36 protein-coding genes, 2 tRNA genes and 2 pseudogenes are annotated in these 26,090 nt (G+C 56.9%); 31 read left to right on the plus strand and 9 right to left on the minus strand.

The window, feature by feature from the left end; translation table 11 throughout:
• From ACH2ED_RS07355 to ACH2ED_RS07390, 8 genes and pseudogenes are all read left to right on the plus strand, one after another.
• On the plus strand, positions 1–412 hold a 412-nt coding region (locus tag ACH2ED_RS07355; protein WP_395089817.1), incomplete at its 5' end, for a DUF1501 domain-containing protein.
• Positions 413–691: 279 nt separating this feature from the next.
• Positions 692–1,212: pseudogene (locus tag ACH2ED_RS07360) on the plus strand (transposase).
• A 290-nt stretch (positions 1,213–1,502) separates the two neighbouring features.
• Positions 1,503–1,575, plus strand: a tRNA-Lys gene (locus tag ACH2ED_RS07365).
• A gap of 127 nt (positions 1,576–1,702) precedes the next feature.
• Positions 1,703–2,479, plus strand: coding sequence for a tyrosine-type recombinase/integrase (locus tag ACH2ED_RS07370; RefSeq protein WP_395089819.1), 777 nt, complete (start codon positions 1,703–1,705; stop codon positions 2,477–2,479).
• Between the two features lie 336 nt (positions 2,480–2,815).
• Positions 2,816–3,091, plus strand: coding sequence for a transposase (locus tag ACH2ED_RS07375; RefSeq protein WP_395089820.1), 276 nt, complete (start codon positions 2,816–2,818; stop codon positions 3,089–3,091).
• A gap of 10 nt (positions 3,092–3,101) precedes the next feature.
• The gene (locus tag ACH2ED_RS07380; RefSeq protein ID WP_395089821.1) at positions 3,102–3,461 is read left to right on the plus strand and encodes an IS3 family transposase; all 360 of its coding nucleotides are present in this window, start codon (positions 3,102–3,104) and stop codon (positions 3,459–3,461) included.
• A 147-nt stretch (positions 3,462–3,608) separates the two neighbouring features.
• Positions 3,609–3,893, plus strand: a pseudogene (locus tag ACH2ED_RS07385) (7-carboxy-7-deazaguanine synthase); the annotation flags it as partial.
• A 67-nt stretch (positions 3,894–3,960) separates the two neighbouring features.
• The gene (locus ACH2ED_RS07390; protein ID WP_395089823.1) at positions 3,961–5,532 is read left to right on the plus strand and encodes a hypothetical protein; all 1,572 of its coding nucleotides are present in this window, start codon (positions 3,961–3,963) and stop codon (positions 5,530–5,532) included.
• A gap of 38 nt (positions 5,533–5,570) precedes the next feature.
• Here the strand turns inward: ACH2ED_RS07390 and gndA are convergent, their stop codons facing one another.
• The gene (gene gndA / locus ACH2ED_RS07395; protein WP_395089825.1) at positions 5,571–6,986 is read right to left on the minus strand and encodes an NADP-dependent phosphogluconate dehydrogenase; all 1,416 of its coding nucleotides are present in this window, start codon (positions 6,984–6,986) and stop codon (positions 5,571–5,573) included.
• A gap of 79 nt (positions 6,987–7,065) precedes the next feature.
• Here gndA and ACH2ED_RS07400 point away from each other — a divergent pair, with 79 nt between their 5' ends.
• The 21 genes from ACH2ED_RS07400 to ACH2ED_RS07500 all read left to right on the plus strand — a co-directional run bounded on the left by ACH2ED_RS07400 (position 7,066) and on the right by ACH2ED_RS07500 (position 18,577).
• The gene (locus tag ACH2ED_RS07400) at positions 7,066–7,779 is read left to right on the plus strand and encodes a DNA-binding response regulator (protein WP_395089826.1); all 714 of its coding nucleotides are present in this window, start codon (positions 7,066–7,068) and stop codon (positions 7,777–7,779) included.
• A 153-nt stretch (positions 7,780–7,932) separates the two neighbouring features.
• Complete coding sequence (rpsN, locus tag ACH2ED_RS07405) at positions 7,933–8,202, plus strand: 30S ribosomal protein S14 (RefSeq protein WP_309697283.1); 270 nt, start codon at positions 7,933–7,935, stop codon at positions 8,200–8,202.
• Between the two features lie 20 nt (positions 8,203–8,222).
• Positions 8,223–8,633 carry a 30S ribosomal protein S8 gene (gene rpsH / locus ACH2ED_RS07410; RefSeq protein WP_309697286.1) on the plus strand — a complete coding sequence of 137 codons (411 nt, stop codon included), beginning with the start codon at positions 8,223–8,225 and terminating at the stop codon, positions 8,631–8,633.
• A gap of 49 nt (positions 8,634–8,682) precedes the next feature.
• On the plus strand, positions 8,683–9,264 hold the full coding sequence (gene rplF, locus ACH2ED_RS07415) for a 50S ribosomal protein L6 (protein ID WP_395089828.1): 582 nt from the start codon (positions 8,683–8,685) through the stop codon (positions 9,262–9,264).
• A 52-nt stretch (positions 9,265–9,316) separates the two neighbouring features.
• Positions 9,317–9,676 (plus strand): 50S ribosomal protein L18, encoded by a 360-nt coding sequence (gene rplR / locus ACH2ED_RS07420; protein WP_395089830.1) that lies wholly within the window; start codon positions 9,317–9,319, stop codon positions 9,674–9,676.
• Positions 9,677–9,679: 3 nt separating this feature from the next.
• Positions 9,680–10,228 carry a 30S ribosomal protein S5 gene (rpsE, locus tag ACH2ED_RS07425; protein ID WP_309697293.1) on the plus strand — a complete coding sequence of 183 codons (549 nt, stop codon included), beginning with the start codon at positions 9,680–9,682 and terminating at the stop codon, positions 10,226–10,228.
• Entirely contained in the window at positions 10,218–10,409 is a 192-nt protein-coding gene (rpmD, locus tag ACH2ED_RS07430; RefSeq protein WP_309697294.1) for a 50S ribosomal protein L30, read from the plus strand. Before rpsE ends, rpmD begins: the two co-directional genes overlap by 11 nt.
• The gene (rplO, locus tag ACH2ED_RS07435) at positions 10,406–10,876 is read left to right on the plus strand and encodes a 50S ribosomal protein L15 (protein WP_395089832.1); all 471 of its coding nucleotides are present in this window, start codon (positions 10,406–10,408) and stop codon (positions 10,874–10,876) included. The genes rpmD and rplO overlap by 4 nt, the downstream gene beginning before the upstream one ends.
• A 72-nt stretch (positions 10,877–10,948) precedes the next feature.
• Positions 10,949–12,283, plus strand: coding sequence for a preprotein translocase subunit SecY (gene secY / locus ACH2ED_RS07440; protein ID WP_395089833.1), 1,335 nt, complete (start codon positions 10,949–10,951; stop codon positions 12,281–12,283).
• Between the two features lie 3 nt (positions 12,284–12,286).
• Positions 12,287–12,928, plus strand: coding sequence for an adenylate kinase family protein (locus ACH2ED_RS07445; protein ID WP_395089834.1), 642 nt, complete (start codon positions 12,287–12,289; stop codon positions 12,926–12,928).
• 248 nt (positions 12,929–13,176) lie between these two features.
• Positions 13,177–13,377, plus strand: coding sequence for a translation initiation factor IF-1 (gene infA / locus ACH2ED_RS07450; protein WP_309695437.1), 201 nt, complete (start codon positions 13,177–13,179; stop codon positions 13,375–13,377).
• Between the two features lie 15 nt (positions 13,378–13,392).
• The gene (gene rpmJ / locus ACH2ED_RS07455; protein ID WP_309695434.1) at positions 13,393–13,506 is read left to right on the plus strand and encodes a 50S ribosomal protein L36; all 114 of its coding nucleotides are present in this window, start codon (positions 13,393–13,395) and stop codon (positions 13,504–13,506) included.
• Positions 13,507–13,536: 30 nt separating this feature from the next.
• Positions 13,537–13,911 carry a 30S ribosomal protein S13 gene (rpsM, locus tag ACH2ED_RS07460; RefSeq protein ID WP_309695432.1) on the plus strand — a complete coding sequence of 125 codons (375 nt, stop codon included), beginning with the start codon at positions 13,537–13,539 and terminating at the stop codon, positions 13,909–13,911.
• 3 nt (positions 13,912–13,914) lie between these two features.
• On the plus strand, positions 13,915–14,319 hold the full coding sequence (rpsK, locus tag ACH2ED_RS07465; protein WP_309695429.1) for a 30S ribosomal protein S11: 405 nt from the start codon (positions 13,915–13,917) through the stop codon (positions 14,317–14,319).
• 74 nt (positions 14,320–14,393) lie between these two features.
• Positions 14,394–15,041 carry a 30S ribosomal protein S4 gene (gene rpsD, locus ACH2ED_RS07470; RefSeq protein WP_395089836.1) on the plus strand — a complete coding sequence of 216 codons (648 nt, stop codon included), beginning with the start codon at positions 14,394–14,396 and terminating at the stop codon, positions 15,039–15,041.
• An 18-nt stretch (positions 15,042–15,059) separates the two neighbouring features.
• Positions 15,060–16,070: a DNA-directed RNA polymerase subunit alpha gene (locus ACH2ED_RS07475; protein ID WP_395089837.1), complete on the plus strand. Its 1,011-nt coding sequence runs from the start codon at positions 15,060–15,062 to the stop codon at positions 16,068–16,070.
• Positions 16,071–16,082: 12 nt separating this feature from the next.
• Entirely contained in the window at positions 16,083–16,454 is a 372-nt protein-coding gene (gene rplQ, locus ACH2ED_RS07480; RefSeq protein ID WP_395089839.1) for a 50S ribosomal protein L17, read from the plus strand.
• A 17-nt stretch (positions 16,455–16,471) separates the two neighbouring features.
• On the plus strand, positions 16,472–17,233 hold the full coding sequence (gene truA / locus ACH2ED_RS07485) for a tRNA pseudouridine(38-40) synthase TruA (protein ID WP_395089841.1): 762 nt from the start codon (positions 16,472–16,474) through the stop codon (positions 17,231–17,233).
• Between the two features lies 1 nt (position 17,234).
• Positions 17,235–17,675, plus strand: a complete 441-nt coding sequence (gene rplM, locus ACH2ED_RS07490) for a 50S ribosomal protein L13 (protein WP_395089843.1) — start codon at positions 17,235–17,237, stop codon at positions 17,673–17,675.
• Between the two features lie 3 nt (positions 17,676–17,678).
• A complete protein-coding gene (rpsI, locus tag ACH2ED_RS07495) occupies positions 17,679–18,071 on the plus strand; it encodes a 30S ribosomal protein S9 (RefSeq protein WP_309695418.1) in 393 nt (130 codons plus the stop codon).
• 104 nt (positions 18,072–18,175) lie between these two features.
• Positions 18,176–18,577, plus strand: coding sequence for a hypothetical protein (locus tag ACH2ED_RS07500; RefSeq protein ID WP_395089845.1), 402 nt, complete (start codon positions 18,176–18,178; stop codon positions 18,575–18,577).
• Between the two features lie 8 nt (positions 18,578–18,585).
• Here the strand turns inward: ACH2ED_RS07500 and ACH2ED_RS07505 are convergent.
• From ACH2ED_RS07505 to ACH2ED_RS07520, 4 genes are all read right to left on the minus strand, one after another.
• A tRNA-OTHER gene (locus ACH2ED_RS07505) sits at positions 18,586–18,703 on the minus strand.
• A gap of 7 nt (positions 18,704–18,710) precedes the next feature.
• The gene (locus ACH2ED_RS07510; protein WP_395089846.1) at positions 18,711–19,388 is read right to left on the minus strand and encodes a hypothetical protein; all 678 of its coding nucleotides are present in this window, start codon (positions 19,386–19,388) and stop codon (positions 18,711–18,713) included.
• 106 nt (positions 19,389–19,494) lie between these two features.
• The gene (locus ACH2ED_RS07515) at positions 19,495–20,250 is read right to left on the minus strand and encodes a sugar phosphate isomerase/epimerase family protein (RefSeq protein WP_395089848.1); all 756 of its coding nucleotides are present in this window, start codon (positions 20,248–20,250) and stop codon (positions 19,495–19,497) included.
• Positions 20,247–21,014: a hypothetical protein gene (locus tag ACH2ED_RS07520; RefSeq protein WP_395089850.1), complete on the minus strand. Its 768-nt coding sequence runs from the start codon at positions 21,012–21,014 to the stop codon at positions 20,247–20,249. Before ACH2ED_RS07520 ends, ACH2ED_RS07515 begins: the two co-directional genes overlap by 4 nt.
• A 106-nt stretch (positions 21,015–21,120) precedes the next feature.
• Here ACH2ED_RS07520 and ACH2ED_RS07525 point away from each other — a divergent pair, with 106 nt between their 5' ends.
• Together ACH2ED_RS07525 and ACH2ED_RS07530 are read left to right on the plus strand one after the other, a co-directional pair.
• Positions 21,121–21,513: a hypothetical protein gene (locus ACH2ED_RS07525; RefSeq protein ID WP_395089852.1), complete on the plus strand. Its 393-nt coding sequence runs from the start codon at positions 21,121–21,123 to the stop codon at positions 21,511–21,513.
• 85 nt (positions 21,514–21,598) lie between these two features.
• Positions 21,599–23,008 carry a TonB-dependent receptor gene (locus tag ACH2ED_RS07530; protein WP_395089854.1) on the plus strand — a complete coding sequence of 470 codons (1,410 nt, stop codon included), beginning with the start codon at positions 21,599–21,601 and terminating at the stop codon, positions 23,006–23,008.
• Here the strand turns inward: ACH2ED_RS07530 and ACH2ED_RS07535 are convergent.
• From ACH2ED_RS07535 to ACH2ED_RS07550, 4 genes are all read right to left on the minus strand, one after another.
• Entirely contained in the window at positions 23,005–23,166 is a 162-nt protein-coding gene (locus tag ACH2ED_RS07535; protein ID WP_395089855.1) for a hypothetical protein, read from the minus strand. The genes ACH2ED_RS07530 and ACH2ED_RS07535 overlap by 4 nt on opposite strands.
• A gap of 57 nt (positions 23,167–23,223) precedes the next feature.
• On the minus strand, positions 23,224–23,781 hold the full coding sequence (locus ACH2ED_RS07540; RefSeq protein ID WP_395089856.1) for a hypothetical protein: 558 nt from the start codon (positions 23,779–23,781) through the stop codon (positions 23,224–23,226).
• 66 nt (positions 23,782–23,847) lie between these two features.
• Complete coding sequence (gene serA / locus ACH2ED_RS07545) at positions 23,848–25,431, minus strand: phosphoglycerate dehydrogenase (protein ID WP_395089858.1); 1,584 nt, start codon at positions 25,429–25,431, stop codon at positions 23,848–23,850.
• Positions 25,432–25,435: 4 nt separating this feature from the next.
• On the minus strand, positions 25,436–25,945 hold the full coding sequence (locus tag ACH2ED_RS07550) for a peptidylprolyl isomerase (protein WP_395089860.1): 510 nt from the start codon (positions 25,943–25,945) through the stop codon (positions 25,436–25,438).
• Positions 25,946–26,090: the final 145 nt, after the last annotated feature.

Genomic DNA, 26,090 nt, shown 5'->3' on the forward strand with positions numbered 1-26,090 from the left:
CCACGGCGGCGTCAAGAACGCCATCACACAGGCCGCCGTCGAGTGCGATAGAGCTTCTTGGGCACTGATCACGGACTTAAAGCAGCGCGGGATGCTCGATGACACACTGGTAATCTGGGGCGGGGAGTTTGGCCGTACCCCGATGGGCCAGGGCGACGGGCGCGATCATCACATCAACGCCTTCTCGATCTTTCTGGCGGGCGGTGGCATCAAAGGCGGCACGACCTACGGCAACACCGACGAGCTGGGCTACAAGTCCGTCGAGAACGTTGTCAGCGTCCATGACCTGCACGCCACCATGCTCCATCTCTTTGGTATAGATCATGAGCGCTTCACGGTTAAGTTTCAGGGCTTAGATGCCAAGCTCAGCGGCGTCGAACCCGCGAGAGTGGTGATGGATATTCTGGCGTAGCTATTCGACGGGGTGTGCTAATTTGGGCTGAGGGTTCGGCAGGCGGAGCGGATAGCTTCTGAGGTGACTAAACCGAAGGAATTTACCAGGTCGCTCAACCTGCCGTGCTTGCACTATCGCATGAATGGTTCTGCTGTACCAGCTATGAGTTCTATCTGACGTAGTGGAGCATTTGGGGCAGGTTGCCTGTTGTGCAGTGGCCTGAACTCGGAAGGTGACGAATCCGTTGCAAATTTGTATGGCTTGGAGGGTGATTGCCTCCGGGTCAGGCAGAAAGGAATGGCACATAGACCACGATACCTGATTGTGTCCTCGCGCTGCAGTCTGGTAATCAGGAGGGTGTGGCCAAAAATCCACCCCGTCTTTCACCTAAATTGCGGAAGATCCGATTATACGACCGGTCTTAACAGTCGTGGCTTGTGCGGTATTCGCCTCATCACGAGCGATGACCACTCAGGTTTTCGTGCAGCTCGCCTTGCTGTGTTTGGCGGGATTGCTTGGCAGCGGTGTCAGTTCCATCTTCAGCAAAATGCGCAGGCGTATGGTCTTGGCTTGAGAGTAGCCTTGGTGAGGGTTTAGCAATATTTGCGTTCCCCGAGGGGATTCGTTGTCTGGTTCGTACGAGTAACGGTTTGGAGCGTCTGAACTTGGAGATTCGTCACCGCTTTAAGGTGATTGGTTCTTTCGTCAACGATGCGAGCTGCCTTCGTCTGGCCTCTGCGGTGTTGATGGAAGCGAGCGACTCCTGGGAGTCTGGAAAGGTGTACTTGAACCTGTCAGAGCTTCTGTCAGGCTCGTAGTCCAGTCAAGAATGTAGTCGAGATTCGAGAGGCCGAAAAAGAGTTACAGAAAAGATGTTGCACTATCGTTTCCGAATCGCGATCCTCTTCTTCTGGGCAAACTTGACCTACAACCACACAAAAAACCATAGACCCAAAATCATTGACATATTCCGGGCCTAAACGGAAGATGGCTGCCTGGAATCCTAAAAATCTACTGGCAATTCTTGCCTCCTAAAAACAAATGCGGTTCCCCTGCTGATATCCTTGACAGAAAACCCACAGTACGATAGTATGCGCATTGCGTTTTCGGGTTGTTAGCTCAGTTGGTAGAGCAGCTGACTCTTAATCAGCGGGTCATGGGTTCGAGTCCCGTACAACCCACTACAAGTCGCAACAAGGTGCGGTTCCTATCAATAACAGATAGGAGCCGCATTCTTGTTTTTACCCCATTGACACTGTTGACAGCTATTGCTATATCTGTATTAACGGATAAATAAGGGGTGTCAGCATGTCTACAGCTTCTGCCTTCACAACCGGCTCACTTTCCTGGGAAGAGGCTCTTCGGGAGTTCCTCCTCCACCTAAAAGCGACGCGTGCTCCCATGACAGAGCGCTTCTACCGTGTCCAACTCCGACAGCTCGTTCGCTGGGCGGGAGAGAATCAAATTCCTTTTCAGGGCTTCGGTAAGAGGCATCTGGATCGCTACCTTGCCCATCGCTCTGATATGGGCAGCTCACTCACCACCATGCGCCATGATGCCGTCTGCATGAAAGCATTCATGAAGTGGTGCGCACGAAATGAACTGATCGAGCGTAGCCTCCTGGCGGACTATGAGATCCGCCAAGCCCCTGCTCCTGCTCGGTACATGCCCACCGAGGAGAATGTACGGGGTTTGCTGACATCTATACGAGACTACTGGAACCCTGGTAAAAACCAGGGTGTGCGTTTCGTTGGCCCCGCCAAGCGTATCTTTCACCGCGACCGGAACCATGCTCTTATCTTGGGACTCCTTGATAGCGCTTGCCGTATCGGGGAAATGCTCAACCTCAAGGTAGAGGATCTTCAAGTGTCTGAGCGGATGATCTACATCCGCCACAGCAAAGGGCGTGAGCCACGCGCTCTACCGATTAGCCCCGAATGGACAGAGGCCCTGAAAATCTGGCTCCGAATCCGTGAGAGGGTTATGAAAGAGGCCGAGCCTGGCACGGACGAAGGCTGGCTTTTCATCAGTGAGACGGGGGCTCGCGTTGATGAGGCGCGTTTCCGCAAGACACTAAAACTTTAGTTTCCGCTAAAATCGGTTAGCTTTCCCCGTTCCAATAGTTCAGGATGACATCGGGCTCACTCTCAGGTAGAGTCAAGTCGCTAAACAAAAACACACCGAAAGCAACCCGATGTCACAGCCAGTTTACCGTATCTGCAACCTGCTAGAGAAGACTCTCCAAGGCGTTCCAATGGGAACATACTTGGGTCTGTTCCATCTGGGGTTCGCCCTCGTCTCAGGCAGATTTCTAGAGTCACGAGGAGCCGTTGGGCTGCACCCCTAAATTAGTACCACCGCCCGCATTAGTCTTTGCCTTTGACAGAGGGGGAGAATACCCCCTTGACGAAAGGAAGAAAGATGAAAGCAGGAGAGATGACAGACGAGCCGGGTACCCACCCGAAGGGAAGGGTGCTCGCGATTTTGCAGGAAGCCGACAAGGGCGACAAGAAACTCGTTGACCTTTGCCGAGAAAAAGGCATCAGCCAGAACACCTTCTACACCTGGAAGAAGAAGTTTCAAGGCATGCCGACAAACGAGGTCAAACGACTCCGCGCCGAGCGAGACCTAGACATCGGTATTCTCAAGGAACTGGCTCAAAAAAACTCGTCACCCACTTCATGGGTACCCGGCTGAGCAGAAGAGAATGGCTGCCCGGCATCTGGTTGAGGTCAAGGGGTTTCAAGAGCGGCGCGTCTGCCGACTGCTCAATCTCGCTCGTTCCAACTTGCGCTACCAGCCCAAACAGGACGAGTCCGAAGAGCAAAATCTGACCGAGCAACTCAAGACCTTCGCCAAGAATCCTCGAAAACGAAGGCAGGGCTATCGGCTGGTTCATCAAGAAATCAACAAAGAACGCATCAAAGAGGGCAAGAATCCGCTCAACCACAAACGGATCTATCGTCTTTGGAGAAGTGTGGGATTGACTGTCACCGCCCGGCGCAAGCGAAAACGCATCCGCAGTGGCAAGCCTGCTACCGACCTGGTGGCAGATCGTCTCCATTAGTACTTTACCGCCTTTTCCCGTCAGAGTTCGTAATAAACGTTCTGTTTTTGTCCATTTGTCGGTGGGAGCTGCGGCGCATCGTCGGCAAAGGAAGGCTGAAAAACCCTCCGCGATTAGTGGAAACTAAAGTTTTACACAGTTAAAGAGATCTACTACACGCTTCAGGGTGAGGATGGCCAAGCGGGGCGCGCGGCGGTCTTCTGCCGGTTTACGGGATGCAACCTCTGGACGGGCCGCGAGGAGGATCGGGCAAAGGCTATCTGCCAGTTCTGCGACACGGACTTTGTGGGCACCGATGGCCCCAACGGCGGGAAGTTCACAAGTGCTGAGGCCTTGCTCCAGCTTGATGAGGCCGCCGTGGTGGCGCTTCAGGAAGCTGGGTTCGAGGTGGCGATTGAGACCAATGGGACGAAGCTTCCTCCTGAGGGCTTGGGAGGCTCTGCTCAATAATGGTCAATGGGTGCTGGTTCCCTGCGGGGAAATACCCGATAATAGCCCCGTGCGCAACCTACCACTTCTGACACTCTTTTCAACACTCGGTCTCTACCTGGCGTTTCTTCTGCCGCACCTCCTCTGGATAGATAGCGATGGGGTGTGGGTGGGGCAGGAGCATCTCTGGAGCGACTGGCCGTGGCATCTGGCAATGATGCGCCAGCTCGCCGACGGGGTGTGGACGCATCCGCTGATCGCGGGAGAACCCCTCCACTACCCGTTTGCAATGGCGCTGCTCTCGGCGGGGCTCTTGAAGCTTGGCGCGAGCGTCACGGCGGCGTTCCTCTTTCCCATCCTACCGCTCTGGTTTCTCTTGCTGGCGGGAATGCACCGCTTCTGGACGCGCGTTTTCACCAATCCCTGGCTGGCGCTCCTGCCGATATTTCTGTTCTTCTTCGCCGCCGGGCCGGGCGGATTCCGCTGGCTCGCGGACATCAAAGCGCAGGGAGTTGGGGCGCTGCTCTTGCCGCCGCAGGAGTACGGACGGGCGCTGGATGAGTGGGGCTACCAGTGGTATGCTGGCAATTTTTTGGTGGGGATGCTCCTACCCCAGCGCGCGTTTCTACCCGGCATGACACTCACGATCTGGCTGCTCTGCGGCCTCCAAACCGCCACGACACGGCGACAGTGGGCTGTTATTGGCCTGGGAGCGGGCATTCTCCCGATTGTCCACATGCACAGCCTGATTGCCCTCGTGACTTTTGGCACGGCGCTGCTCTGGCCGCCCCGGGCGCGCTGGCGAGAGTGGGGGCTGGCACTTCTGCCGGGCGCACTGCTGGCCGCCGTGCTCTACTTAATCTTCCTGCGCCCCAGCACTCCGTACCCCAACTTCGTTCGCCTACAAATCGGCTACGAGGCAAAGTTCCTCCTCGACTGGCCGCTGATGTGGTGGCGCTTCTGGGGAATGGCGCTCCCCGTGACACTCTGCGGGCTATTCTTTACCCCCAAAGGCCCCGTGCGTGCCGTGATCGCCGCAGCCGGTGTGCTCTTTCTGCTCGCCAATCTGATTCTCTTTCAACCGATTGCCTGGGACAACTCCAAAGTGTTTCTCTGGGCGTATTTTGGCTTTTCCGGCGCGATGGCGAGCCTGCTGGCGCACTTCGCAAAGCGTGGGATTCCTGGCAAACTCATCACCGCTACATTAGCGTTTTCCCTGATGCTCACCGGAGCCGCGGAGCTGATTCGGCTCCAGCGCACGGATCGCAACCGCTACCAGGTAGTCTCCACCACCGACAGGATTCTGGCCGAGAGCCTGCGCGAGCAGACCGCGCCTGGTGCTATTTTTCTCACGGGAATGGACATTGCCAACGCCCCGCTCTGGGCGGGGCGTCCGATTTTTCTCGGCTTTGGTGGCTGGATGGCCAACTTCTCCTACGACCACCACCCGCGCGAGACTGCATTAAAGAAAATGTTCTCCGGTGCCCCCGACGCGCCCGAGCTTCTCCGAAAGTGGCACATTGACTACGTCTTCATCGGCCCCGGCGAGCGCACAAGCTGGGGAGCCAACGAAGCCTGGTACGAGGCCCATTACCCGCTTCTGATGAAGCTTGGAGATCGCTCCGTGTACTCCGTAAAATAAAACACCCCTCCCTCCCGTTATCGGGAGGGAGGGGAATTCTACGCCCCCCAGCTCGAGTGGAACGTCCCCTCGCGGTCGGTGCGCTCGTAGGTGTGGGCTCCGAAGAGGTCACGCTGAGCCTGGATCAGATTCGCCGGAAGCGATGCGCGGCGGTAGCCATCGTAGTAGGCTAGGCTTGATGCAAACGCCGGGACGGGGACTCCTACCCTTACGGCCTCCCCGACAACGCGACGCCAAGCGGCTTGACGCGAAGCCAAGCCGTCGCGGAAGTACGGATCGAGCATGAGATTGGCGAGCTCCGCATCGTTGTCATAGGCGTCTTTAATGCGATCTAAAAAGCGGGCGCGGATAATGCAGCCGCCGCGCCAGATGGTCGCGATCTCACCACGGTTCAAGCTCCAGCCAAACTCCGCCGCCGCCGCGTCCATCTGCTGAATGCCTTGGGCGTAGGCGATGATCTTGGAGCAGTAGAGCGCATCCCGAATATCATTAATGAAGGCAGTTTTATCGCCCTCAAAAAACACATCCACCGGACCGGGGAGCTGGGTGCTGGCGGCGACGCGCTCGTCTTTTAGTGCGGAGAGGCAGCGCGCAAACACCGCCTCGGTAATGCCGGTGACGGGAATCCCGAGATCAAGCGCATTCTGGCTCGTCCACTTGCCGGTGCCTTTTTGCGCCGCTTTGTCGAGCACAAAGTCCACTAAGTGACCGTCGGTGAGTGTGTCTTTTGTCTGGAAGATCTGCGTGGTGATCTCGATAAGGAAACTATCCAGATCTCCCTCGTTCCACTCGCCAAATGTCTTGGCTAACTCCTCATTGGTAAGGCCGCAGACATTCTTTAAGAGATCATATGCCTCCGCGATCAGCTGCATATCCGCGTACTCGATCCCGTTGTGGATCATCTTGACGTAGTGGCCCGCACCGTCCGCGCCGATATACGCAACACACGGGGTGCCATCTACTTTGGCGGAGATTGCCTCAAAGATAGGGGCGATTCTGTCATAGGCATCGCGCTGGCCGCCGGGCATGATACTTGGGCCTTTTAGTGCGCCCTCCTCACCGCCAGAAACCCCGACACCGAGAAAATTCAGGCCCTGGGCGGTGAGATCTTTATTGCGGCGCTGCGTGTCGGTGTAGAGCGAGTTGCCGCCATCAATTAGTGTGTCGCCAGGAGAGAGCAGCGCGGCGAGCTCATTAATCACGGCGTCCACGGGGCCGCCCGCTTTCACCATAATTAAGATTGTCCGTGGCGCTTCCAGGGCTTCGACCAGCTCTTTCAGGCTGTGCGCTCCAACAAACGTGCCCTCAGTGCCAAAGTCGGCGATAAACTCGTCCACTTTACTGGCGGTGCGGTTGTGCACGGCGATCGGGAAGCCTTTATGGGCGACATTTCGGGCGAGATTCTGGCCCATGACGGCGAGGCCGGTGAGGCCAAAGTGCGGTTTCTGACTCAAGAAGTTTTGCTCCATTAATTTTTATAGAGAGATTCGAGAGTATTTTACCGCACGGATCTAACATGGTAAGATTTGAGCCATGACAGAGAACCAACTACAGGAAATCCAGCGTCTGCGTAGGCTGGAAGTATCCCCGAAGATGATCGCGCGCCAGCTTGGTCTGCGGCCCGCCGAGGTGAGCGAGGCGATTCGGAAACAAGCAATTCAGGTTGTCGAGGAGCGCCGTGAACGGGGCGAGCTTGATCCTGTACACGAGTGTTTAGTGGATGAGATGACAGCCCGCTACTTGTTAGATGGCAAGCCCATGGGCGATTCTCGTGACGGGCTTGGATCCGTGATAATCTCCCGCGTGGAGCGTGGAAAGCTTAGTCTCTGCACCTTTCTGGTGGACTACTGGTGTCTGGGGATCAAGGACGCCGACGGGCCACGCCGCGTAGACATGCCCGAGTACGAGTTTCGGCGTGATGCGATGTACTCACGATACGAGGGCCGCTACCGCCATATTACGGTGGAGCAGGCACAAGCGATTGTCTACGGGGCGAAAGAGTACGCCGCTACCCTGGGGCTTGAGCCTCACGCCGACGCGGCGCGTGCTCTTGAGGGATTGGGACGGCGACCCGAGGCACTTTTCTCGCTGGAGTTCGGGCGGGCGGGCAAGCCGATGTTCATCAATGGACCGCACGATAATGTCCGGGCGATTCGGGCCAAACTTGATAAAAATCTTGGAGCGGGAAACTACGAGTCTATTCTGATCTCGGATACTTTTGACCCAACAATGTTTTTGGAAAATTGACATTCGATTGATCTGTGATATACTGCCCTCTTTGGTGGCTAGACTAAATATTAGCTACTAAAATTTCTATAACCCAAATGGCGGGGCCGCTTTAAAATGACCCTGCGCCAAAGCCCGGTTGTGATCAACACAGTCGGGACCTGGAGAAGAAAAATGGCCCGAGAATCCTGGAAGACGCGCGAAGCGCGGCGTATCGCCACGGTTGCGAAGTATGCCGACAAGCGTGCAGAACTAAAGAAGAAGGGCGACTACCAAGCGCTGGCACTTTTGCCGCGTGACGCATCGCCAACCCGTGTTAAGAATCGTTGCTCTATTACGGGGCGCGCCAGCGGTTTTATGCGAAAGTTTGGCGTCAGCCGTCAGACCTTCCGTGAGCTGGCCCACCGTGGTCTCATTCCCGGCGTCCGCAAGGCGAGCTGGTAAGGAATTAAGGAGCAACAACTATGGTAATCTCCGATCCTATCGGCGACCTGCTGACCCGTATCCGCAACGCCCAGATGGCCAACCACGACTCGCTTGAGATGCCCTCCAGCAAGATCAAGTTGGAGATTCTGCGTATTTTGCAGGCGGAAGGCTTTATCACCAAGTACGAAGTGATCACGGATACTCCGCAAGATCGCATCAAAGTCACCCTGAAGTACGCTACCGGCGTCGGTCAGAAGCGCTTCCCAGTCATTCAGGGCCTCAAGCGAATCTCCAAGCCCGGTCTGCGTATTTATGCCCCGGCGGATGAGATCCCCTCTGTCAAGCGTGGTCTTGGCGTGGCAATTCTCACCACCTCGCGCGGCATCCTCACCGGTAAGCAAGCTAAGAAGCTGGGTGTAGGCGGCGAAGTCTTAGCCTTCATCTACTAAATCAGGTGATCGTGACTCTGGCTTCGCGCCGGAGGGAGTAACCAAAAAAATGTCCCGAATTGGAAAACAACCCATTGCGCTGCCTACGGGTGTCGTGGTGAAGGCGGAGGCTGATGGCCTCGTGACCGTCACCGGCCCCAAGGGTACGCTCACGCGCCGCGTTACGCCGCGCATGGAAATTAAAGTTGACGGTGCTACTCTGACGGTAGTGCGCCCCACCGACTCTGACGACGACCGTTCGCAGCACGGGCTCGTCCGCACCCTCGTTAGCAACATGGTAGTGGGCGTCTCCGCAGGCTACCAGAAAGTCCTCAACGTGACGGGTGTTGGCTACCGCGCTACCGTCGAGGGCGGCAATCTCGTCCTAAACGTCGGCTACTCGCACTCGGTAACCGTGAACCCACGTCCCGGGATCACGTTTTCGGCGGTGGTGGATCCTGCGACTCGTATGCCTGTCATCACAGTGGCGGGTATTGATAAGGAGATCGTCGGACAGCAGTCCGCCGAAGTCCGCAAAGTTCGCAAGCCGGAGCCTTACAAGGGTAAGGGAATCCGCTACAGTAATGAGATCGTACGCCGCAAGGCAGGTAAGTCCGGTAAGGCCGGCAAGGGCGGCAAGGGCAAGAAGTAAGACTACCCGGTAGGGGGATGGGTGAACCTGTTCCCTGCGGAAAGGCACAGCAATGAGTTTGAATCGGAATGCGACGCGCCTCAAGCGCCACACACGCATTCGAAAGCGGATGCAAGGGGATGCCGAGCGCCCCCGGTTGAGCGTCTATCGCTCTCTGAATAATATCTACGCGCAAGTCATCAACGATGAGGAGGGCAACACTTTGGCTGCCGCTTCCTCGCTGGACAAAGACCTGCGTGTTGCCAGTAACGGTGGCAATCTTGAAGGTGCGCAGACGGTTGGGAAGCTAATCGCGGAGCGTGCCATAGCAGCGGGTGTTACCAAGGTCGTCTTCGACCGGGGTGGCTATCTGTATCATGGACGCATTAAGGCACTGGCCGATGCGGCCCGAGAAGGCGGACTGGAGTTCTAAGGTATGGCAAGAATCAATCCTGATGCGCTCCCTAACCTGGAGGGGCGCGTCGTTCGGACGAACAAAGTCCAGAAGACGAATAAGGGTGGCCGCACGATGTCCTGGTCCATCCTTGTAGTGATGGGCGATGGCAACGGTCATGTAGGGGCTGGCATTGGCAAGGCACGTGCAATTCCCGATGCAGTGCGCAAGGGTGAGGAAGATGCCAAGAAGAACCTGATCAAGGTTCCTATTGTCAATGGCACCATTCCTCACGAAGTGCTCGCCATGCACGGGGCATCGGAAGTGATGCTGAAGCCTGCTGCTCCTGGTACAGGAGTTGTGGCGGGGGGCGCAGTGCGCATCCTGCTCGAATCCGCGGGCGTGCACGATGTGTTGGCGAAGTCTATTGGCTCCAACAACCCCGTTAATAATGCCTGGGCAACCATGAAGGCATTCGCAATGCTCAAGACACTGGATGAGTATGCTGCACTACGTGGCAAGACTGCCGACGAAGTGCGCCGTGGATCTGCGCAAAACGCAGTAAAGGAGGAGAGCGGAGATGGCGCTTAAAGTCACTCTGGTCAAGAGTCCTATTGGATTTGAGAAGTCGCAGGGAGCGACCGCACGTGCACTGGGCCTCAATCGGCTTGGTAAGACGGTTGAAGTTCCCGACAACGCTTCGGTCCAGGGAATGGTCTTCAAGATCAAGCATCTGGTTACCGTCGAGCAAGCTCAGGAGGTAGCCTCATGAATCTTTCCGATCTCTCGCCCGCTGCGGGCTCGACCCATCGCCGTAAGCGAATCGGACGGGGTGTGGGCTCTGGCCATGGTAAGACCAGTACGCACGGTCACAAGGGCGACAAGGCTCGTGGCACCGTGCGTCCCGGTTTTGAAGGAGGTCAGACGCCTCTGCACCGCCGCTTGCCAAAGCAGCGTGGTATTGGCACTGGTCTCACGGCACGTGGTTTCAACAACGGCCAATTCAAGACACACTACAACATTGTTAATCTGGGTGACCTTGATGCCCGTTTTGAAGAGGGCACTACTGTGGATCCTGAAACCGTGAAAGCTGCTGGGCTTGTGCGTAGCAACGGCCTTCCGCTCAAGGTTTTGGCAACAGGGACGCTTTCTAAGAAGCTTACGATCAAGGCACACAAGTTCAGTGGGAATGCCCAGGCTTCCATCGAAGCGGCCGGCGGCACCTCTGAAGTGATCTAACCGGGCATAACAGCCCAATCCAATGGCGAGGCCGGGAACTTTTCCTGGCCTCGTTTTGATACAATAGACATCATGCTTGAAAAACTCGCAGCGGCTTGGGCGGTTCCGGATATCCAGAAACGTCTGATCTTCGTCCTCAAAGCCTTTTTCGTCTACGTGATTGCATCACATATCCCGATGGCAGGGATTAATCATGATGCTGTAGACAAGCTTGTCCAGAGCGGACTGCTCAACGCCTACGATGTGTTCTCAGGCGGTGCCCTGCGTCGCGTCTCGATCATTGGGCTCTCTTTGATGCCCTACATCAATGCCTCTATTGTGATGCAGCTACTGACCGTCGCAATTCCGCAGCTTCAGGCTCTGTCCAAAGAGGGTGAGTCAGGGCGGCGGCAGATCAGCAAGATCACGCGCTATGCCAGCATCGGTTTGGGCCTCGTGCAAGCGGCTGGGCTCTACAATATGTTCGCCAGTGGGGGGGCCATCCAAAAAGGCTTCTTCCAGATGGCTATGATGGCGGTAGTCATGACTAGCGGCACGATGTTTTTGCTCTGGATGGGCGAGCTGCTCACCGAGAGAGGTATCGGCAATGGCACGAGCCTGATTATCTTTGTCGGGATCATGATCTCCCTTCCCAACCAGATTGTAAAGACTTTCACTCTAGTGAATGAGCATGCTATCTCGATCTTCGGGGTGCTGGGAATGGCGCTTCTCTTTTTGGCTTCCGTGGTCGGTGTGATCTACATGACGCAGGGGACGCGCCGCATTCCGGTGCTGAACATGCGCAAGGTGACGGCGGGCGGGCGGATGACATCAAGTGGGCAGTCCTACCTGCCACTTAAAGTTAATACGGCGGGCGTCATTCCGATTATCTTCGCCATGTCCATTCAGCTTTTCCCGCAGACATTTCAGCAGTTCTGGCCGCGTGAGAGTGGGCCGTTCGGGCAGTTTCTCTGGGATCTGACAAGCTGGCTCAATCCAGGGGGGAGTATCTGGGCTTCACTGGTGTTTGCCGCACTCGTGATGTTCTTCACCTACTTCTATACTGCCGTTCAGTACGACACCAATGACATAGCGGATAACCTTAAGAAGTACGGCTCGCTGATCCCTGGGGTCAAACCTGGTAAACCAACAGGAGAATATCTCGATACCGTTCTGACTCGTATCACGCTGGCGGGGGCGCTCTTCCTGGCAACAATCTCCCTGGTGCAGTACTGGGCGCCGACTTGGACGGGAACCAACGTACGCGGGCTCTCCATGATTGGGGGGACATCGCTGCTGATCGTTGTTGGGGTTGCTCTGGAGACGATGACGGCTATTGAGGCGCAGATGGCGATGCGTAACTACGAAGGCTTCATTAAGACACGTCCTAGTGACAGCGACAATATGATGCGGGGGCGGATGAAGTAGCCTGTGCGGCTCATTCTGCTCGGTCCGCCGGGTGTTGGTAAGGGAACTCAGGGGGCACGTCTAAGCCAAGCGCTTAGCGTGCCTTCCGTTTCGACGGGCGCTCTGCTCCGTGTGCTGATCGCCACCGGGCACCAGACACCGCGTGTGCAAGAGGCCCAGCAGATTCTCAGCGGAGCATTTGTCTCGGATATTTTTGCAAATCAGCTTGCGTTTGAGGCGATCCAGGCACAGACGGGCTTTGTGCTCGACGGCTACCCGCGCAGTGTGAGCCAGGCAGTAGCGCTTGAGGCTTTTCTCTTGGAGCGAGGGACTGCGCTGGATGCGGTACTCTTACTCCGAATCAGCGATCTGGTGCTGGCGGGGCGGGTTGCAGGGCGGCGCATTTGCTTTGAGTGTGGGGCAACCTATCACCTCACCGTCGCTCCACCTCGTCAGGAGGGGCACTGTGATCTCTGTGGTGGAGATCTGATATTGCGTCCTGAAGAGGATCAACCCGAGAAGCGTTTCTACGTCGCCAGCTCTACGAGACGCAGACGGTACCAGTTTGTGCCTTCTATCAGGAGCGGGGTTTACTGCGGGAGATTGACGCGGAGGGGCTTCCGGAAGTTGTTTATAATAAGATTTGCGAAAGCCTCTCTGGTTTGATATAATCACCGATTGTGTGCCACTGCCCAGGTTGGGTTAGGGCACATAAACAAGCGGGGGTTCACGAGAAAAGAAAGAACGCTATGGCAGGAAGAAGTGGTGGCTATCGACCTGGCGGAAGGCCAGGCGGTGGAAGACCCGGTAGTGGTCGGCCCGGCGGGGGCGCACGGTCGGGGGGTGGTCGCTCTGGTGGCCCTGGTGGAGGAGGCGCAACGCCCCCATCAGACGAACCAGAGAAGGAGCAGGGCATCGAGGTGCAGGGGACAATTGTTGAGAACCTGCCCAATACGATGTTTAAGGTGAAGCTTGAGAGTGGGCACGAAGTGCTCGCACATATCTCTGGCAAGATCCGGATGCACTACATTAAGATTCTGCCCGGTGATCGAGTTCTTGTGGAGCTCTCGCCTTATGACCTTACACGAGGTCGGATTCTCTATCGCTACCGATAGGGAGGCAAAGAAAATATGAAAGTTCGAGCATCGGTTAAGCCCATCTGCATTAATTGCAAGGTAATCAAGCGAGAAGGCGTTGTACGCGTCATCTGCAAGAATCCCAAGCACAAGCAGCGCCAGGGCTAATGATTTGAGTTTTTTGAGGAGTAGAAGTCCGTGGCACGTATTGCTGGTGTAGACCTGCCCCGCGACAAAAGCGTGGAGTACGCTCTGCCTGATATCTTCGGCGTCGGCTTGGCCGGCGGTCGGACGATTTTAGAGCAGGCGAACATTGATCCACGTAAAAAAGTTGCGGAATTGACGGAGACGGAAGTCTCCACCCTGCGCGATATTATTGAAAAAGAATGGCGCGTTGAGGGAGACCTGCGGCGACAGATTGCGATGAACATTCGTCGTCTGCAGGAGATTCAGTGCTATCGCGGTCTGCGGCATCGCCGAGGGCTTCCCGTTCGCGGGCAGCGCACATCGACCAATGCCCGTACCCGCAAGGGGCCGAAGCGCACAGTGGGCGCTAAGAAGAAGAAGAAATAGCGTATGGCACGAAAAGTAACGAGCGCTCAGGCGGCGCGCAACAAGCCCAAGGTTCGCAAGAACATTGCCCTAGGCGTTGCGCATATCCAGAGCACTTTCAACAACACAATTATTACGCTCACCGACACCAAAGGGGAAGCTATCTCCTGGTCGTCGGCGGGACAGGTTGGGTTCAAGGGGACCAAGAAGGGCACTCCCTTCGCCGCGCAGCTGGCAGCCGAGAGCGCCGCACGCAAAGCGATGGAGCACGGTCTTAAGCGTGTGGATGTTTATGTCAAGGGGCCAGGTTCTGGCCGTGAGACGGCGATCCGTGCGTTGGGGCAGGTGGGCCTGGAAGTCAGCTTGATCAAGGACGTCACCCCGTTGCCACACAACGGCTGTCGCGCCCCCAAACGTCGTCGCGTCTGATCCGGGTTCTGCAGTGCAGAGCCTACTTGTAAACCCATGCCGAAAAGTGAGACGCATGGGGACGAAGAGGAACAATGTCAAAATCGTCACCTAACTCCGTCAGTGGGGATACCCGCTGTCGAAAGTGCCGTCGTGCCGGAGAGAAACTCTATCTCAAGGGAGCACGGTGCTACTCTAAAAAGTGCGCCATCGAGCGCCGCAACTACGCGCCGGGCCAGCATGGCCCCAATGCACGTCCCAGTAAACCAACGGAATACGGAAAGCAGCTTCGCGAAAAACAGAAGATGCGCCAAATGTACCGTGTTCTTGAAGGGCCGTTCCGTGCCTATGTCGCTGAGGCCTCGCGCCGCAGAGGCGTTACTGGTGAAAATCTTCTCCAACTGCTAGAGATGCGCCTGGATAATGTTGTCTTCCGCCTCGGGTTCTCCACCAGTCGTGCACAAGCCCGGCAGCTGGTAAGCCATGAGCACCTGCTGGTCAATAGTAAGCCGGTAGACATCCCTTCGTATCAGGTTCGCCCCGGTGACACCATTACTATTGTGGAAGGCTCTCGCCGCATGAGCGTCATTCAAGACGCGTTGGCGGGTGCAGGCTCTCGTACCCCTACCTGGCTGTCCCTTGATGCGCATCAGTTCACCGGTAAGGTGATCGCTGCACCGCGCCGTGATGAAGTGGATTCTCAGGTTTCGGAGCAGATCATTATCGAGTTCTACTCCCGCTAATTCTCAGGAGGAGATACTATGGCAATTCAGGAGACGGTTGTACCTCGTATCGAAACGCTGGAGCAGACTGCGACGTTTGGCAAGTTTGTTGTCGAGCCACTCGAGCCGGGCTACGGTGTGACACTTGGCAATTCGCTTCGCCGCGTCATGTTGTCCTCCATCATCGGTGCCGCCATTACGTCGGTGCGGATTGAGGGAGTACAACACGAGTTCCAGACAATCCCGGGGTTAAAAGAGGATGCTACGGAGCTGTTTCTCAACCTCAAGGAACTGGCAATCAAGATTCTTGATGACAGCGAGGAAGACGATGAGCTTTCGAGCGCTGCTCGGGTGATCCGAGTAGATGCGCGAGGTTCAGGGCGTATTACAGGGGCAGACGTTGTTTGTCCTGCGGATATGGAAGTCGTTAACCCCGAGTGTTATTTGGCAACGATCTCGGATGAGACGGCGAGTCTGTATATCGAGATGAAAATTGAGCGCGGGCGGGGCTACGTCATGCCGGATAAGGGAGCCAAGACTACCGATATTATCGGTGAAATTCCCGTACCGGCGGCGTATGGACCTGTTCGCAAGGTCAACTACACTGTGGATCCCACCCGTGTAGGGAACCGTAACGACTACGAGCGCCTTACTCTTGAGATCACCACTAATGGTGCTATCGAGCCTGGGACGGCGATCTCGCAGGCGGCGCAGATGCTCTCTGAGTATTTCCAGCGGTTTATAGATCACAAGGGCGGCCCAGTACGCTCTTTCATCGCCCAGACTACCGGCGGGCTCGGGGCGCACGGCGCACCCGATACTCGTATCGAGGAGCTGGACTTCTCGGTTCGCACGTACAACTGCTTGAAGAAGGCAAATGTGCTGACCGTGGGTGAGCTGGCGCTGATGAGCGAAGTGGACTTGATGAACATTCGCAACTTTGGAAAGAAGTCTCTGACCGAAGTCAAGGAAAAGCTGAACACTCTGGGCATGACGCTCAAGGACTCGGACGGCTATTTCCCCGGCGAGGATGACGATGACGAGGATTAAGGAAGTTAGAGAATGCGACACCGAATAGGTGGACGGCAGTTTGGCCTCGCTTCGGACGCGCGAATCGCGCTCCTGAAGGGCCTACTACGCTCCATGATCATCTACAAGAAAATTGAGACCACCGAGGCGCGTGCCAAGGAGATCCAGCCAATGGTTGAGAAGCTGGTCACCCGGGCAAAAGACGATAGTGTGCACTCCCGCCGTATCGCCCGCGCTGCCATTGGTGGTAAGAGCTCCAGCGATGAGGACATCATCATGGAACTCTTCACGAAGATCGCTCCGACCTTCAAGGATCGGCCCGGCGGCTACACCCGCATGGCCCACAAGAGTGTTCGACGTGGCGACGGGGCACCTGTTGTGGTGCTGGAGTTCGTCAACGACTGAGGCAGTCTAAGTAGCTAATGAGCCGCGTTCGCCTAACTCTGGAATACGATGGAACCGACTTTGCCGGTTTCCAGACACAAGGCAAGGGGGAACGCACGGTTCAGGGAGAGCTGGAAGCGGCTCTGGCCCAACTGACTCGAACACAAATTCGGGTTCATGGGGCAGGTCGCACGGATGCGGGAGTTCACGCGCTGGGGCAAGTTGCCCACTTCGATGTGGACTGGAAAATTTCAGAAGATAAGATAGCCGGAGCACTGAGCGCTTACCTACCATGCGATATGAGCGTACGGAAGGTGGAGCAAGTGGAGCAGGAGTTTCATGCTCGCTTCAGTGCCACGAGCCGAACCTACCGTTACGCGATCTTGAATCGTCCGCAACCCTCGGCGTTGCTCACACGTTACGTGTGGCACCTCACTAAGCCGCTGGACGTGGAGGGAATGCGAGATGCGGGGAGGGTTCTGTGCGGAGCGCATGACTTTGCAACATTTGGGCAGCCAACGGCGCCTGGATATAGCACCGTGCGCGTCGTCGAGAAGATCGCAGTCCGGTCCTTGGGGCCGTGCCTGCTGATCACGGTGCGCGGTAACGCCTTTCTGCGGCAGATGGTTCGTAGTTTGGTGGGGACGCTTGCTCAGGTGGGGCAAGGGAAGCTGAGTGTTAGCGCGGTGAAGGAACTTCTGGAAGTCTGTGATCGGAGGGCGTGCCCTCCTATCGCCCCGGCAAGAGGGCTCTGCCTGGTGAAAGTTAGCTACGATGGGCAGCGAATAGGAATAAACTAAAATGAAGACTTATTCAGTGAAAGCGGGCGATATCCAGCGCGACTGGATCGTCCTAGATGCGACAGGTGTGCCCATTGGCCGTCTGGCGGTTGAGGCGGCGAAGATTCTGCGCGGTAAGACCAAGCCGATTTTTTCTCCGCACATGGACTGTGGCGATCACGTGATCATCATCAATGCCGCACGAGCAATCCTCACCGGCAACAACAAGGCCGATGAGCCGATCTACCGGCACACGCTCTACCCCGGTGGCCTCAAGCAGATTCCACGGGGTGAGCTGCTGGAGAAGCGCCCTGACTACGCCGTGATGCGTACCGTCAAGGGCATGCTTCCGCACAACCGCCTTGGTGCGCACATGCTCACCAAGCTGCGGGTTTATGCGGGCGATACCCATCCGCATGAGGCGCAGATCAAGGGCGCGGCCAAAGCAAAGGCAGAAGGTTAAACAATGGCAGAGACTAGAGTTTATGCAACCGGCAAGCGCAAGTGCGCTATCGCCCGTGTCTGGCTTGCGCCGGGTGATGGGACGATCTCAATCAATGGCAAGACGGTGATGGAGTACTTCTGTCGCCGCACCCTGGAAGCGCTGATCCACCAGCCTTTCGCTGCCACGCGTAGCGAGGGGCGTTATACCATCTTCGCCAAGACCAAGGGCGGCGGGATCTCTGGCCAAGCCGGGGCACTGCGCCACGGTATCAGCAAAGCGCTGGTAGAGTTCGATCCCGAGCTACGCCCCGTGCTACGCCGCAATGGCTTCCTGACCCGCGACCCGCGTGTCAAGGAATCCAAGAAGTACGGTCGCAAGCGCGCCCGTCGTGGATTTCAGTTCAGCAAGCGTTAATTTTGCTGTCGCGCGGCGATGGAGAATTGATTGCTTTTTGCCCGGTAGGAAGTTTCCTACCGGGCTTTTCTTTTGCGTAGATGCGTGCGTGGTATCCTGCTAACATGACAAAACCCTCCGTGGGCGAAGTATTCGGGGGCTGCGCAATGCTCGTACTCGGAGCGATACTAGCAGTGGGCGCTCTCACGCACATCTTAAACCTCAGTGCCGTTGAGGTGAGCCTGGGAATTCTGGGAAGCTTACTGAGCCTGTGCTGCGTTAGGGGGAGTTTGGCTATATTTTTGCGAAAACGAGGGCAGGCGCGGAAACTTCTGAGCACGGCGTCATTGCTGCTGGTGCTTCTCATGGCACTCGAATTTTGCTTCCTGCTCTTGGGATGGATTCGTGAAATAGGACCACTCACACGCTACTTTGCAGCACTTTCCGTTGTGCTATCGTGGGTTTGGGCGGGTGGCATCTTTGCACTCGGGCAGTGGATTGGGCGGCAGCAAGACCCGGAGCGCTGAGAAAGAAATACACCCGGCAGGGCTCGAACCTGCGACCCTCCGCTTAGTCGTGACCATGAGAATTGAACTCATTTTACTTCCTGTGGTCACGGAAGGCGGATGCTCTATCCGCTGAGCTACGGGTGCTTTGGCACTATTTTATCACACGATTTCCCGTCCAGCGGTAGGTGGTAATCGTCGTTTTTTGCCGGATGGTCACGCCTTTTTCGTTGCGCTCCGTGAGCGTGGCGATCTCTCTAATCTGGTTGGGACGGCCCGCTGGATCGTGGGGAAAGATTAGCTTGTAGGTGCGGTTGCTCACTTCATTCGCACTGGAGAGGGCGCGTGGCCCTAGAACAAGCTGGCTGCCCTTCTGGAGTAAGACCACCTCGCCGTTGGGGTAGTCGCAGGCTTCGTAGGTGAACTTCAAGCGGAAAATGCGTGCGACTCCGGTCAAACCATGCCCATCGGTGGCGAGAACTCCAAGAGAGTATCCGAAGCGGTCTGTCTCTTGAACCTCAACGGTGGGAAAGCGCAGGACACTGCCCCCTGCATGGAGGCGCGCTTCTAGCTGACGTAGCTTGCCTTGGCCCGTTCCGATGACACGTGTAAGAAAGACGTGGCCATCGGAGAGAGGGTAAAAGGCATTGGCAAGCTCACCGCCCCACAGTGTCCGCGGCTGCCCGGCTACTTGCACCTCGTAGAGGCTATCGGTATAACCGGAGACCGTCTGTGTTTTTTCGAGCTGCTTGGTAACCGTCACCACAGCACCATCAGACCAACGGCGTGTGGTTGCGCCCGCGACAAACCGCCCGTATTCCCAGCATTGCATACCGTGGGTTATACCGTAATTATCACTAGGGTGCCGCCAACAATCAGGATGGAGGATGGATTCATACAACCACTGTACGGCACCGTGCTGAAGAATACCTGAAGCTCTAGTTAAGAAATCGGCGGAGATAGTCGCGAGAGAACTTTAAGAAATCGTAGCGGCGTGGGCCGGTGTAGAGGGCACTATGCGGCTCGATACAGACCGCGCCCTCGTAGCCCGCGTGGTGGAGCAAACCGAAGAACTCCTCCCAGCGGATCGAGCCCAGCCCCGGATTCGGGTTCGCGACAAACTTGCCACCCACTTCCAGCACATCTTTCGCATGAGCATGCTTGAGGTGTGGTGCGGCGTGGTAGAGTTCCGTTTTCCAGTCGCGGTGCATCTGTGTCGGGTGCGACGGATCGAACTTTACCCCTACGCCGGGGGCCAGCGGCAGAGCTTCGTCCCAGGCCGTGGGCCGATCCACGACATTTTCCCAGTGGCAGTTGTAGAACGCCGCTGTCAGCCCTAGCTGCTGTGCATCATGGATCAGGGGCAAGAGCTTACGGACGCCTGCTGTCGGCGTCACGGCACCTGAGCCGCTCCCGAAGACCACAATCGGTGCACCGAGCACTGCCGTCAGCGCGATTACCCGTCCTAGCCGCACCAATCGCTCCGCTCCTGTGGCCTCATCGAAATAGTTCTGCCCAAAGAGCGAGACTGCTGCCAGCGTGATCTGATGCTCCGCCAGCACGTTTTTGAAAGCACTGGCGTCATCAAAGAGCGACGTATCACCAAAGAGCGCCAGCTCTAAACAATCAAATCCTTCGGCAGCGGCAAAGACGACATCCTCGACGCGCCCATCGGTCAAAAATCCTAGTGTCATGCCGCAGAGTGTACCTGACGTTCTGGCCTATGTATCAGCGCAATGAGCTGTTCATCTGCACAGGTTGGCTCGGGCTGGCCTTTCAGTGTGTGATCGAGGAAGTGGTGCGTGAGATCGCAGATGGCATTGTAGCGCTGGCGAATCCGCGTCGCTTCGGTATGGTCGGGGTGGCGCTCGATAGTATCCAGGATTCCCTGCGACGTGAAGTCGTTGTGCTGAAGGGGGCCGGTGGCAGCGAACCAGCAGGGGATCATGGTATTTAACAGAAAACCTAGGTCGTGGAAAGAGCGGGTCAAGTCCCAGTCGAGGTTGAGCGACGACGCCTCCTCAGGCTGGAAGGTGCTACTGACCACGATATAGCCAAAGCTCGCCAGGTACTCGCAGAGGATGCTGTTTTCTTCATACGAGCCGCCGAGCCCCGGGTGGTACACCACGACGGGAAAGCTACCCGCAACGGGTTCCGCATTCCGAAACGCACGCATCGGCAGCAGCTCCCGCTGCGCTAGCAAGGACGCACCCTGTTCTAGCCCGTACTGGATCGTCGCTTCTCGGTTATAGGCTGTGAGGCGCTCTGCAAACGCTGCATAGGCTTCGGTTTCAGCAGTCACGGCGAGATAATCACCATAGCAAAGGGTGGAGGAATCGCCAAGTACCCGTGCGGGGTACCAGCTCGACACAAATATCGGTCGGCCTGTTTGAGCACCGTAGCGGCGGCTATAATCCGTCGCAAACGCCGTCCGAAACCCGACGGTGTGCGGCCCCATAGTAGCTCGGAAGCACTGTCTGTACTCATGGGTGACAATGTACCATGTGGAGAAGAAATTATGGTATCAATAGTGTACGTCTTAGGGTATGAGGAGGAGGATTGGCATGTTCTGTCAGAAGTGTAGTGCGCGTAACGAGTCGGATCAGAAGTTCTGTGGAGAGTGTGGTGTGAAGCTGGAGCCACGGCCCGATCCTATTGCGGTGGAGGGCCAAGAGGGAGCGTACTACTGCTCGCGCCATCCCAAAATCACAACACTGATCCGTTGTGGCCGCTGTGAGACGCCGATTTGCCAGCGCTGCATGGTCTTTGGCCCCGCAGGTAACCGCTGCCGTGCTTGTGCGAAGAATCGTGTCCCCATCCGACCGCGTGGCGTCGCCCATGAGGTCGCTCGTGGCGTCTCCAATGTCGCCAACAGCGGACGTGGCTTCTGGCTCTTCTCGTTCTGGGCCATGATCCTGCGTTTCATCTCCAACCTCTTCGGTGGCCGCTGGTTCTAACCGGTTCATCAGGTAAAATAGGAACGCAAGGCCCACGATGACGTTTGTACATCGTGGGCGTTTTTGTTTTTGGGGAGGCAGCAGCATGGATCAGAATACGGCGCGGCGCGGGGCGGAGACTCAGCAGAAAGCACTGGAGATCAATCTCACGGAGCGCCTTTACGGGACGTTTGCGGAGATTGGTGCGGGTCAGGAAGTGGTGCGCTGGTTCTTTCAGGTGGGCGGCGCGGCGGGGACAATCGCGAAGTCCATCTCAGCGTACGACATGACCGTCAGCGATGCCATCTACGGGTCATCGCCGCGCTATGTCTCCCGCGAGCGGCTCCAGACCATGCTCGACTATGAGTTTAATCTACTTCTTGAGCGTCTTGGACCCGCACGAGGGGAGAGCACCGACTTCTTTGTTTTCTCAGATACTGTCGCCGCCAGAAACTTTCATGGTACCAACGAGTGCCATGGCTGGATGGGCATTAAGTTCCAGCGACCGTTTGAGCTGGAAGCCAGTCAGGTTGTCATCCACGTTCGCATGCTCGATACGGACAATATCAGCCAGCAAGAGGCACTGGGCATTGTGGGGGTCAATCTAATTCATGCCGCGCTGCTACGTAATACCGATACGGACTCGGTTCTTTGTTCTCTCTTGGACAGCCTGACCACCGAGCGCATCGAAGTGGACATGATTAAGTTCAGCGGTCCGGCGTTTCAGGAGATAGATCATCGCCTTGTCGCTCTTAAACTGGTGCAGCTAGAGCTCTCTGCCGCCGCGCTCTTCTCTGCGGACGGGGAAGTTCTCCAGACCTCGGAAGTGCTGCGCAAGAAGCGTATTCTCGTGGAGCGCGGCTCGTTTCGGCCCGTGACGCATGTTAATCTAGACATGATCCACTGCGCAAGACAGCAGTTCGTGGACAATGCCGCGGATGATAGTGAGGTGGTTAGTCTCTTTGAGATTACCATGAAGAATCTCCGGGCCAGTGGTGAGATTGACTACGCGGATTTTTTGGCACGCGCGGATGTGCTTGCCGCCACGGGAGCCACAGTGTTGATCTCGGACTACTTCGAGTACTACCGGCTTGCCTCGTATCTTCGGCGCTACACGAAGCTACCCATCGGAATCACGATGGGCATTCCTAGCCTGACGGATCTGTTCGACGAGCGCTACTACGAGAACCTGGAGGGGGGCATCTTAGAGTCGTTTGGGCGGCTCTTCAAAAATGACCTGAGGCTCTACATCTACCCTTTGATGGACAAGTCTAGCCGTCACCTCATCACGGTTCCCAAGCTCAAAGTGGCACCGCATCTTCAGAGTCTCTACGAGCACATGGTGGAAAACGGGCATATCCTGAGCCTTGATTTTTATAACAAGGACTACCTTCACATCTTCTCACGTGATGTTCTCTGCAAGATCCGCGAAAAAGATCTGTCTTGGGAGAGCGCGGTTCCCGAGTCCGTGGCAAAGCTCATTAAACAGCGTCGCTTTTTCGGTTACGAGGACTAGCGCACGGGCGGGGTGAGCAGGAAATTGAAGCGTAGGTTCGTCAGCGGCGCAAAACCATTGGCTTCGTTCGCGCCGGTGATAAAGGAGACATTCAGTCCGTGCAGAAAGGGAGTCTTAAACGGGAGGGCTTTCTCAGGCACGACCAGCGCTGCACTCACCTGCGGGATGCCAGTGTGACATGAACCGTATCCACAACGGTGGGGCTCTCGGTACGCCTAGTCAGGAAAAACGACGGAAAGGTCAGCACGAGGTTCGGGGCGAAGACACTCGCGGCTTGGTGACGGGGTGAGAGCGCGGTACTGCGCTTGGTGCGGCTGTCGAACTGGATAAAGTTGACGTTGAGATCTCCACCGAGCAGTGCCCACTGCGAGCCCAGTGTGCCCCTGAGTGCCTGCTGGCTCCCCGCCTGGTTCGATGCAAACCCGAAGCGCCCCAGCAAACCCGAAGCGCCCCACCAAAAGTGTGCTACCGACCAGAGGGCGCTCGTAGTGCAGATTTGCGCCGTAGCGCCCTGCCTGGTCAAAGGCATCCGTCGAGATGAGGTTGTCCGTCTCCACCGAGATTTTCCCGAGTGCCCTACTCTCCAGGACACGCAGCTTCGCCCCGAGGTTGAACTGTGCCTGGGTTTTCGCGGGCCGCAGACCGCGTGGCTGATTGAAGGCAGGCGACGGCCCAGAGAACGTAAACGCAAAGGGTTTAGCGAGGGGAGCGGGTTCCTGTGGCCACGCGGCCACAGCAAGCAGTACCGTCCCGAAAGTGAAGAACAATTTCATGGCGACGATTATACCCGCGACCCGAGAGATTCGCCCACCCGGCAAGAGCCGGGTGGGTTCGAATCGCTAGAGAACCACTTGGCGAACGGAGAGGATACCATCTAGGCTACGGACAATTTCCGCGACCTCTGGTGAGGCGGCAGAGTCCACTGAGAGCGCCATCACCGCCGTGCCGTCTTTCTCGTCGCGCCCCACGTACATTCCGGCGATATTGACCCCCGCCTCGCCCAGGATTGTCCCGATCTTACCGATCATTCCGGGGCGGTCGTTGTTGCGAACCATGATGTGGTGGCCCTCCGGGCGAAAGTCCACAGGGTAGGTATCCAAAAAGACGATGTGCGGGTCGCTCTTGCCAAAGACCGTTCCTGTGACACCGTGGGTTCCACGATCGTCGGTGGCCAGAACGGTGAGCTGGCGCTCGTACTCATCGCCACGTGGCCCACGGGACTCCGTGACTTTGACACCACGGGAGGCCGCTAGCGCCGGGGCATTGACATAGTTCACGGACTCCCCAAGTGCGGGCATCAGGAGGCCTTTCAGCACCGCGCGCGTAAGATGCACCGTCTGTGCCGTGTCGAACTCGCCCTCGTAGCGAATCTCCACGGCAGTGACGGAGCCACGCGCGAGCTGTGCTTTGAGGCTACCCATCTTCTCCGCGAGGGTTAAGTACGGGGCTGTCCGGTGCAGAATCTCGGCGGGGAGCGAGGGCATGTTCACCGCTGCACGGGCACTGCCGCCCGATAGCACGGCGACGATTTGCTCGGCGATGTCTACGGCAACTCCGATCTGGGCTTCTTCGGTCGAGGCCCCCAGATGTGGCGTGGCGATCACTTTCGGATGCAGCGCGAGTGCATAGTCTGCTGCGATGGGCTCACTCTCCCAGACATCCAGTGCCACGCCACCCAGCTTGCCCGACTCCAGCCCACGCAAGAGCGCCGCTTCGTCGTAGATTCCGCCACGGGCGACATTGATCAGCCGGACGCCGTCTTTCATGACCGCGAGCTGTGCATCGGAGATAAGGCCCGTGGTCTCTTTGGTCTTGGGGACGTGCACCGTGATAAAGTCTGCCCGTCGGTAGAGCGTGTCCAGATCCACCAACTGCACGCCTAGCACATCGGCTTGCTCTTTGCCCAGAAATGGATCGTAGGCGAGAATCGGCATCTCCATGGCTTTCAGGCGTTTGGCTACCTCGCGCCCGATCTTGCCCAGGCCAATCACGCCCGCTGTCTTGCCGTAGAGTTCAACGCCCACGAACTTGCTGCGCTTCCACTCACCCGCCTTCATGCTCTGGTGTGCTTGCGGCACGTTGCGGGAGAGCGCGAAAAACAGCGCCACGGTTAGCTCCGCTGCCGCGATGGTGTTTCCCTCGGGGGAATTAACGACAAGGATGCCTTTTTCCGTTGCCCGAGCGACATCAATATTGTCTACTCCGACCCCGGCGCGACCGATGATCTTGAGCTTGTGGGCCGCCTCTAAAATCTCCGCCGTCACTTTGGTTTCTGAGCGAACCGCGAGGCCCTCATACTCCCCGATGATCTCTTTGAGTTCCACACTGGACAGACCCGTGCGAACATCTACTTCCAGCCCGGCCCGGCGGAGGATGGCAACACCCTCCGCCGCGACTGGGTCACTGACCAGAACTTTAGGCACTATCTTACGCTTCCGTGATCGTAATCGTACGGATCGTCACTGGCGTACTGGGTTTGTCTTGCGCTCCCGTGGGAGTGGTGGCAATGGCATCGAGAACGTCCTCGCCCGCCGTGAGCTTGCCAAATATCGTGTAGCTGGGCGGCAGAGCATAGTCCGAGTGCATGACAAAGAACTGGCTACCGTTGGTATTGGGGCCAGAGTTTGCCATCGCAAGCGTCCCCCGCAGATACTTGCGGCGCACGGGCTCGTCGGCGAACTTGTAGCCGGGGCCACCGCGACCGGTGCCGGTGGGGTCGCCGCCCTGGATCATAAAGCCCTTGATGACGCGGTGAAAGATTACCCCATCGTAGTAGCCCTCGCGGGCCAGAAAGACAAAGTTGTTGACCGTAACAGGCGCATCGGCCGGGAAGAACTCCGCCGTCAGAGTCCCTAAGTTGGTCTCAATCGTCGCCGTGTAGGTCTTCGAGAGGTCAATGGAAAGCGCAGGAGCCGCGCTGTATTGTTTTGCAGACATAGGCTTCAGGATACCATGAAAAGTTCCCCCCCATCCCCCGTCCAACGGCTAATCTTGTCCCGTAACTTTTTTTGCCAATGGAACCAAAATTGCTATGGAGGGAGTTATGAAAACCCAAAACTCTCTCCCCGAAAAATCAGATGCC

Origin of the sequence: Armatimonas sp. (assembly GCF_043757465.1) — a bacterium.
GTDB lineage: Bacteria > Armatimonadota > Armatimonadia > Armatimonadales > Armatimonadaceae > Armatimonas.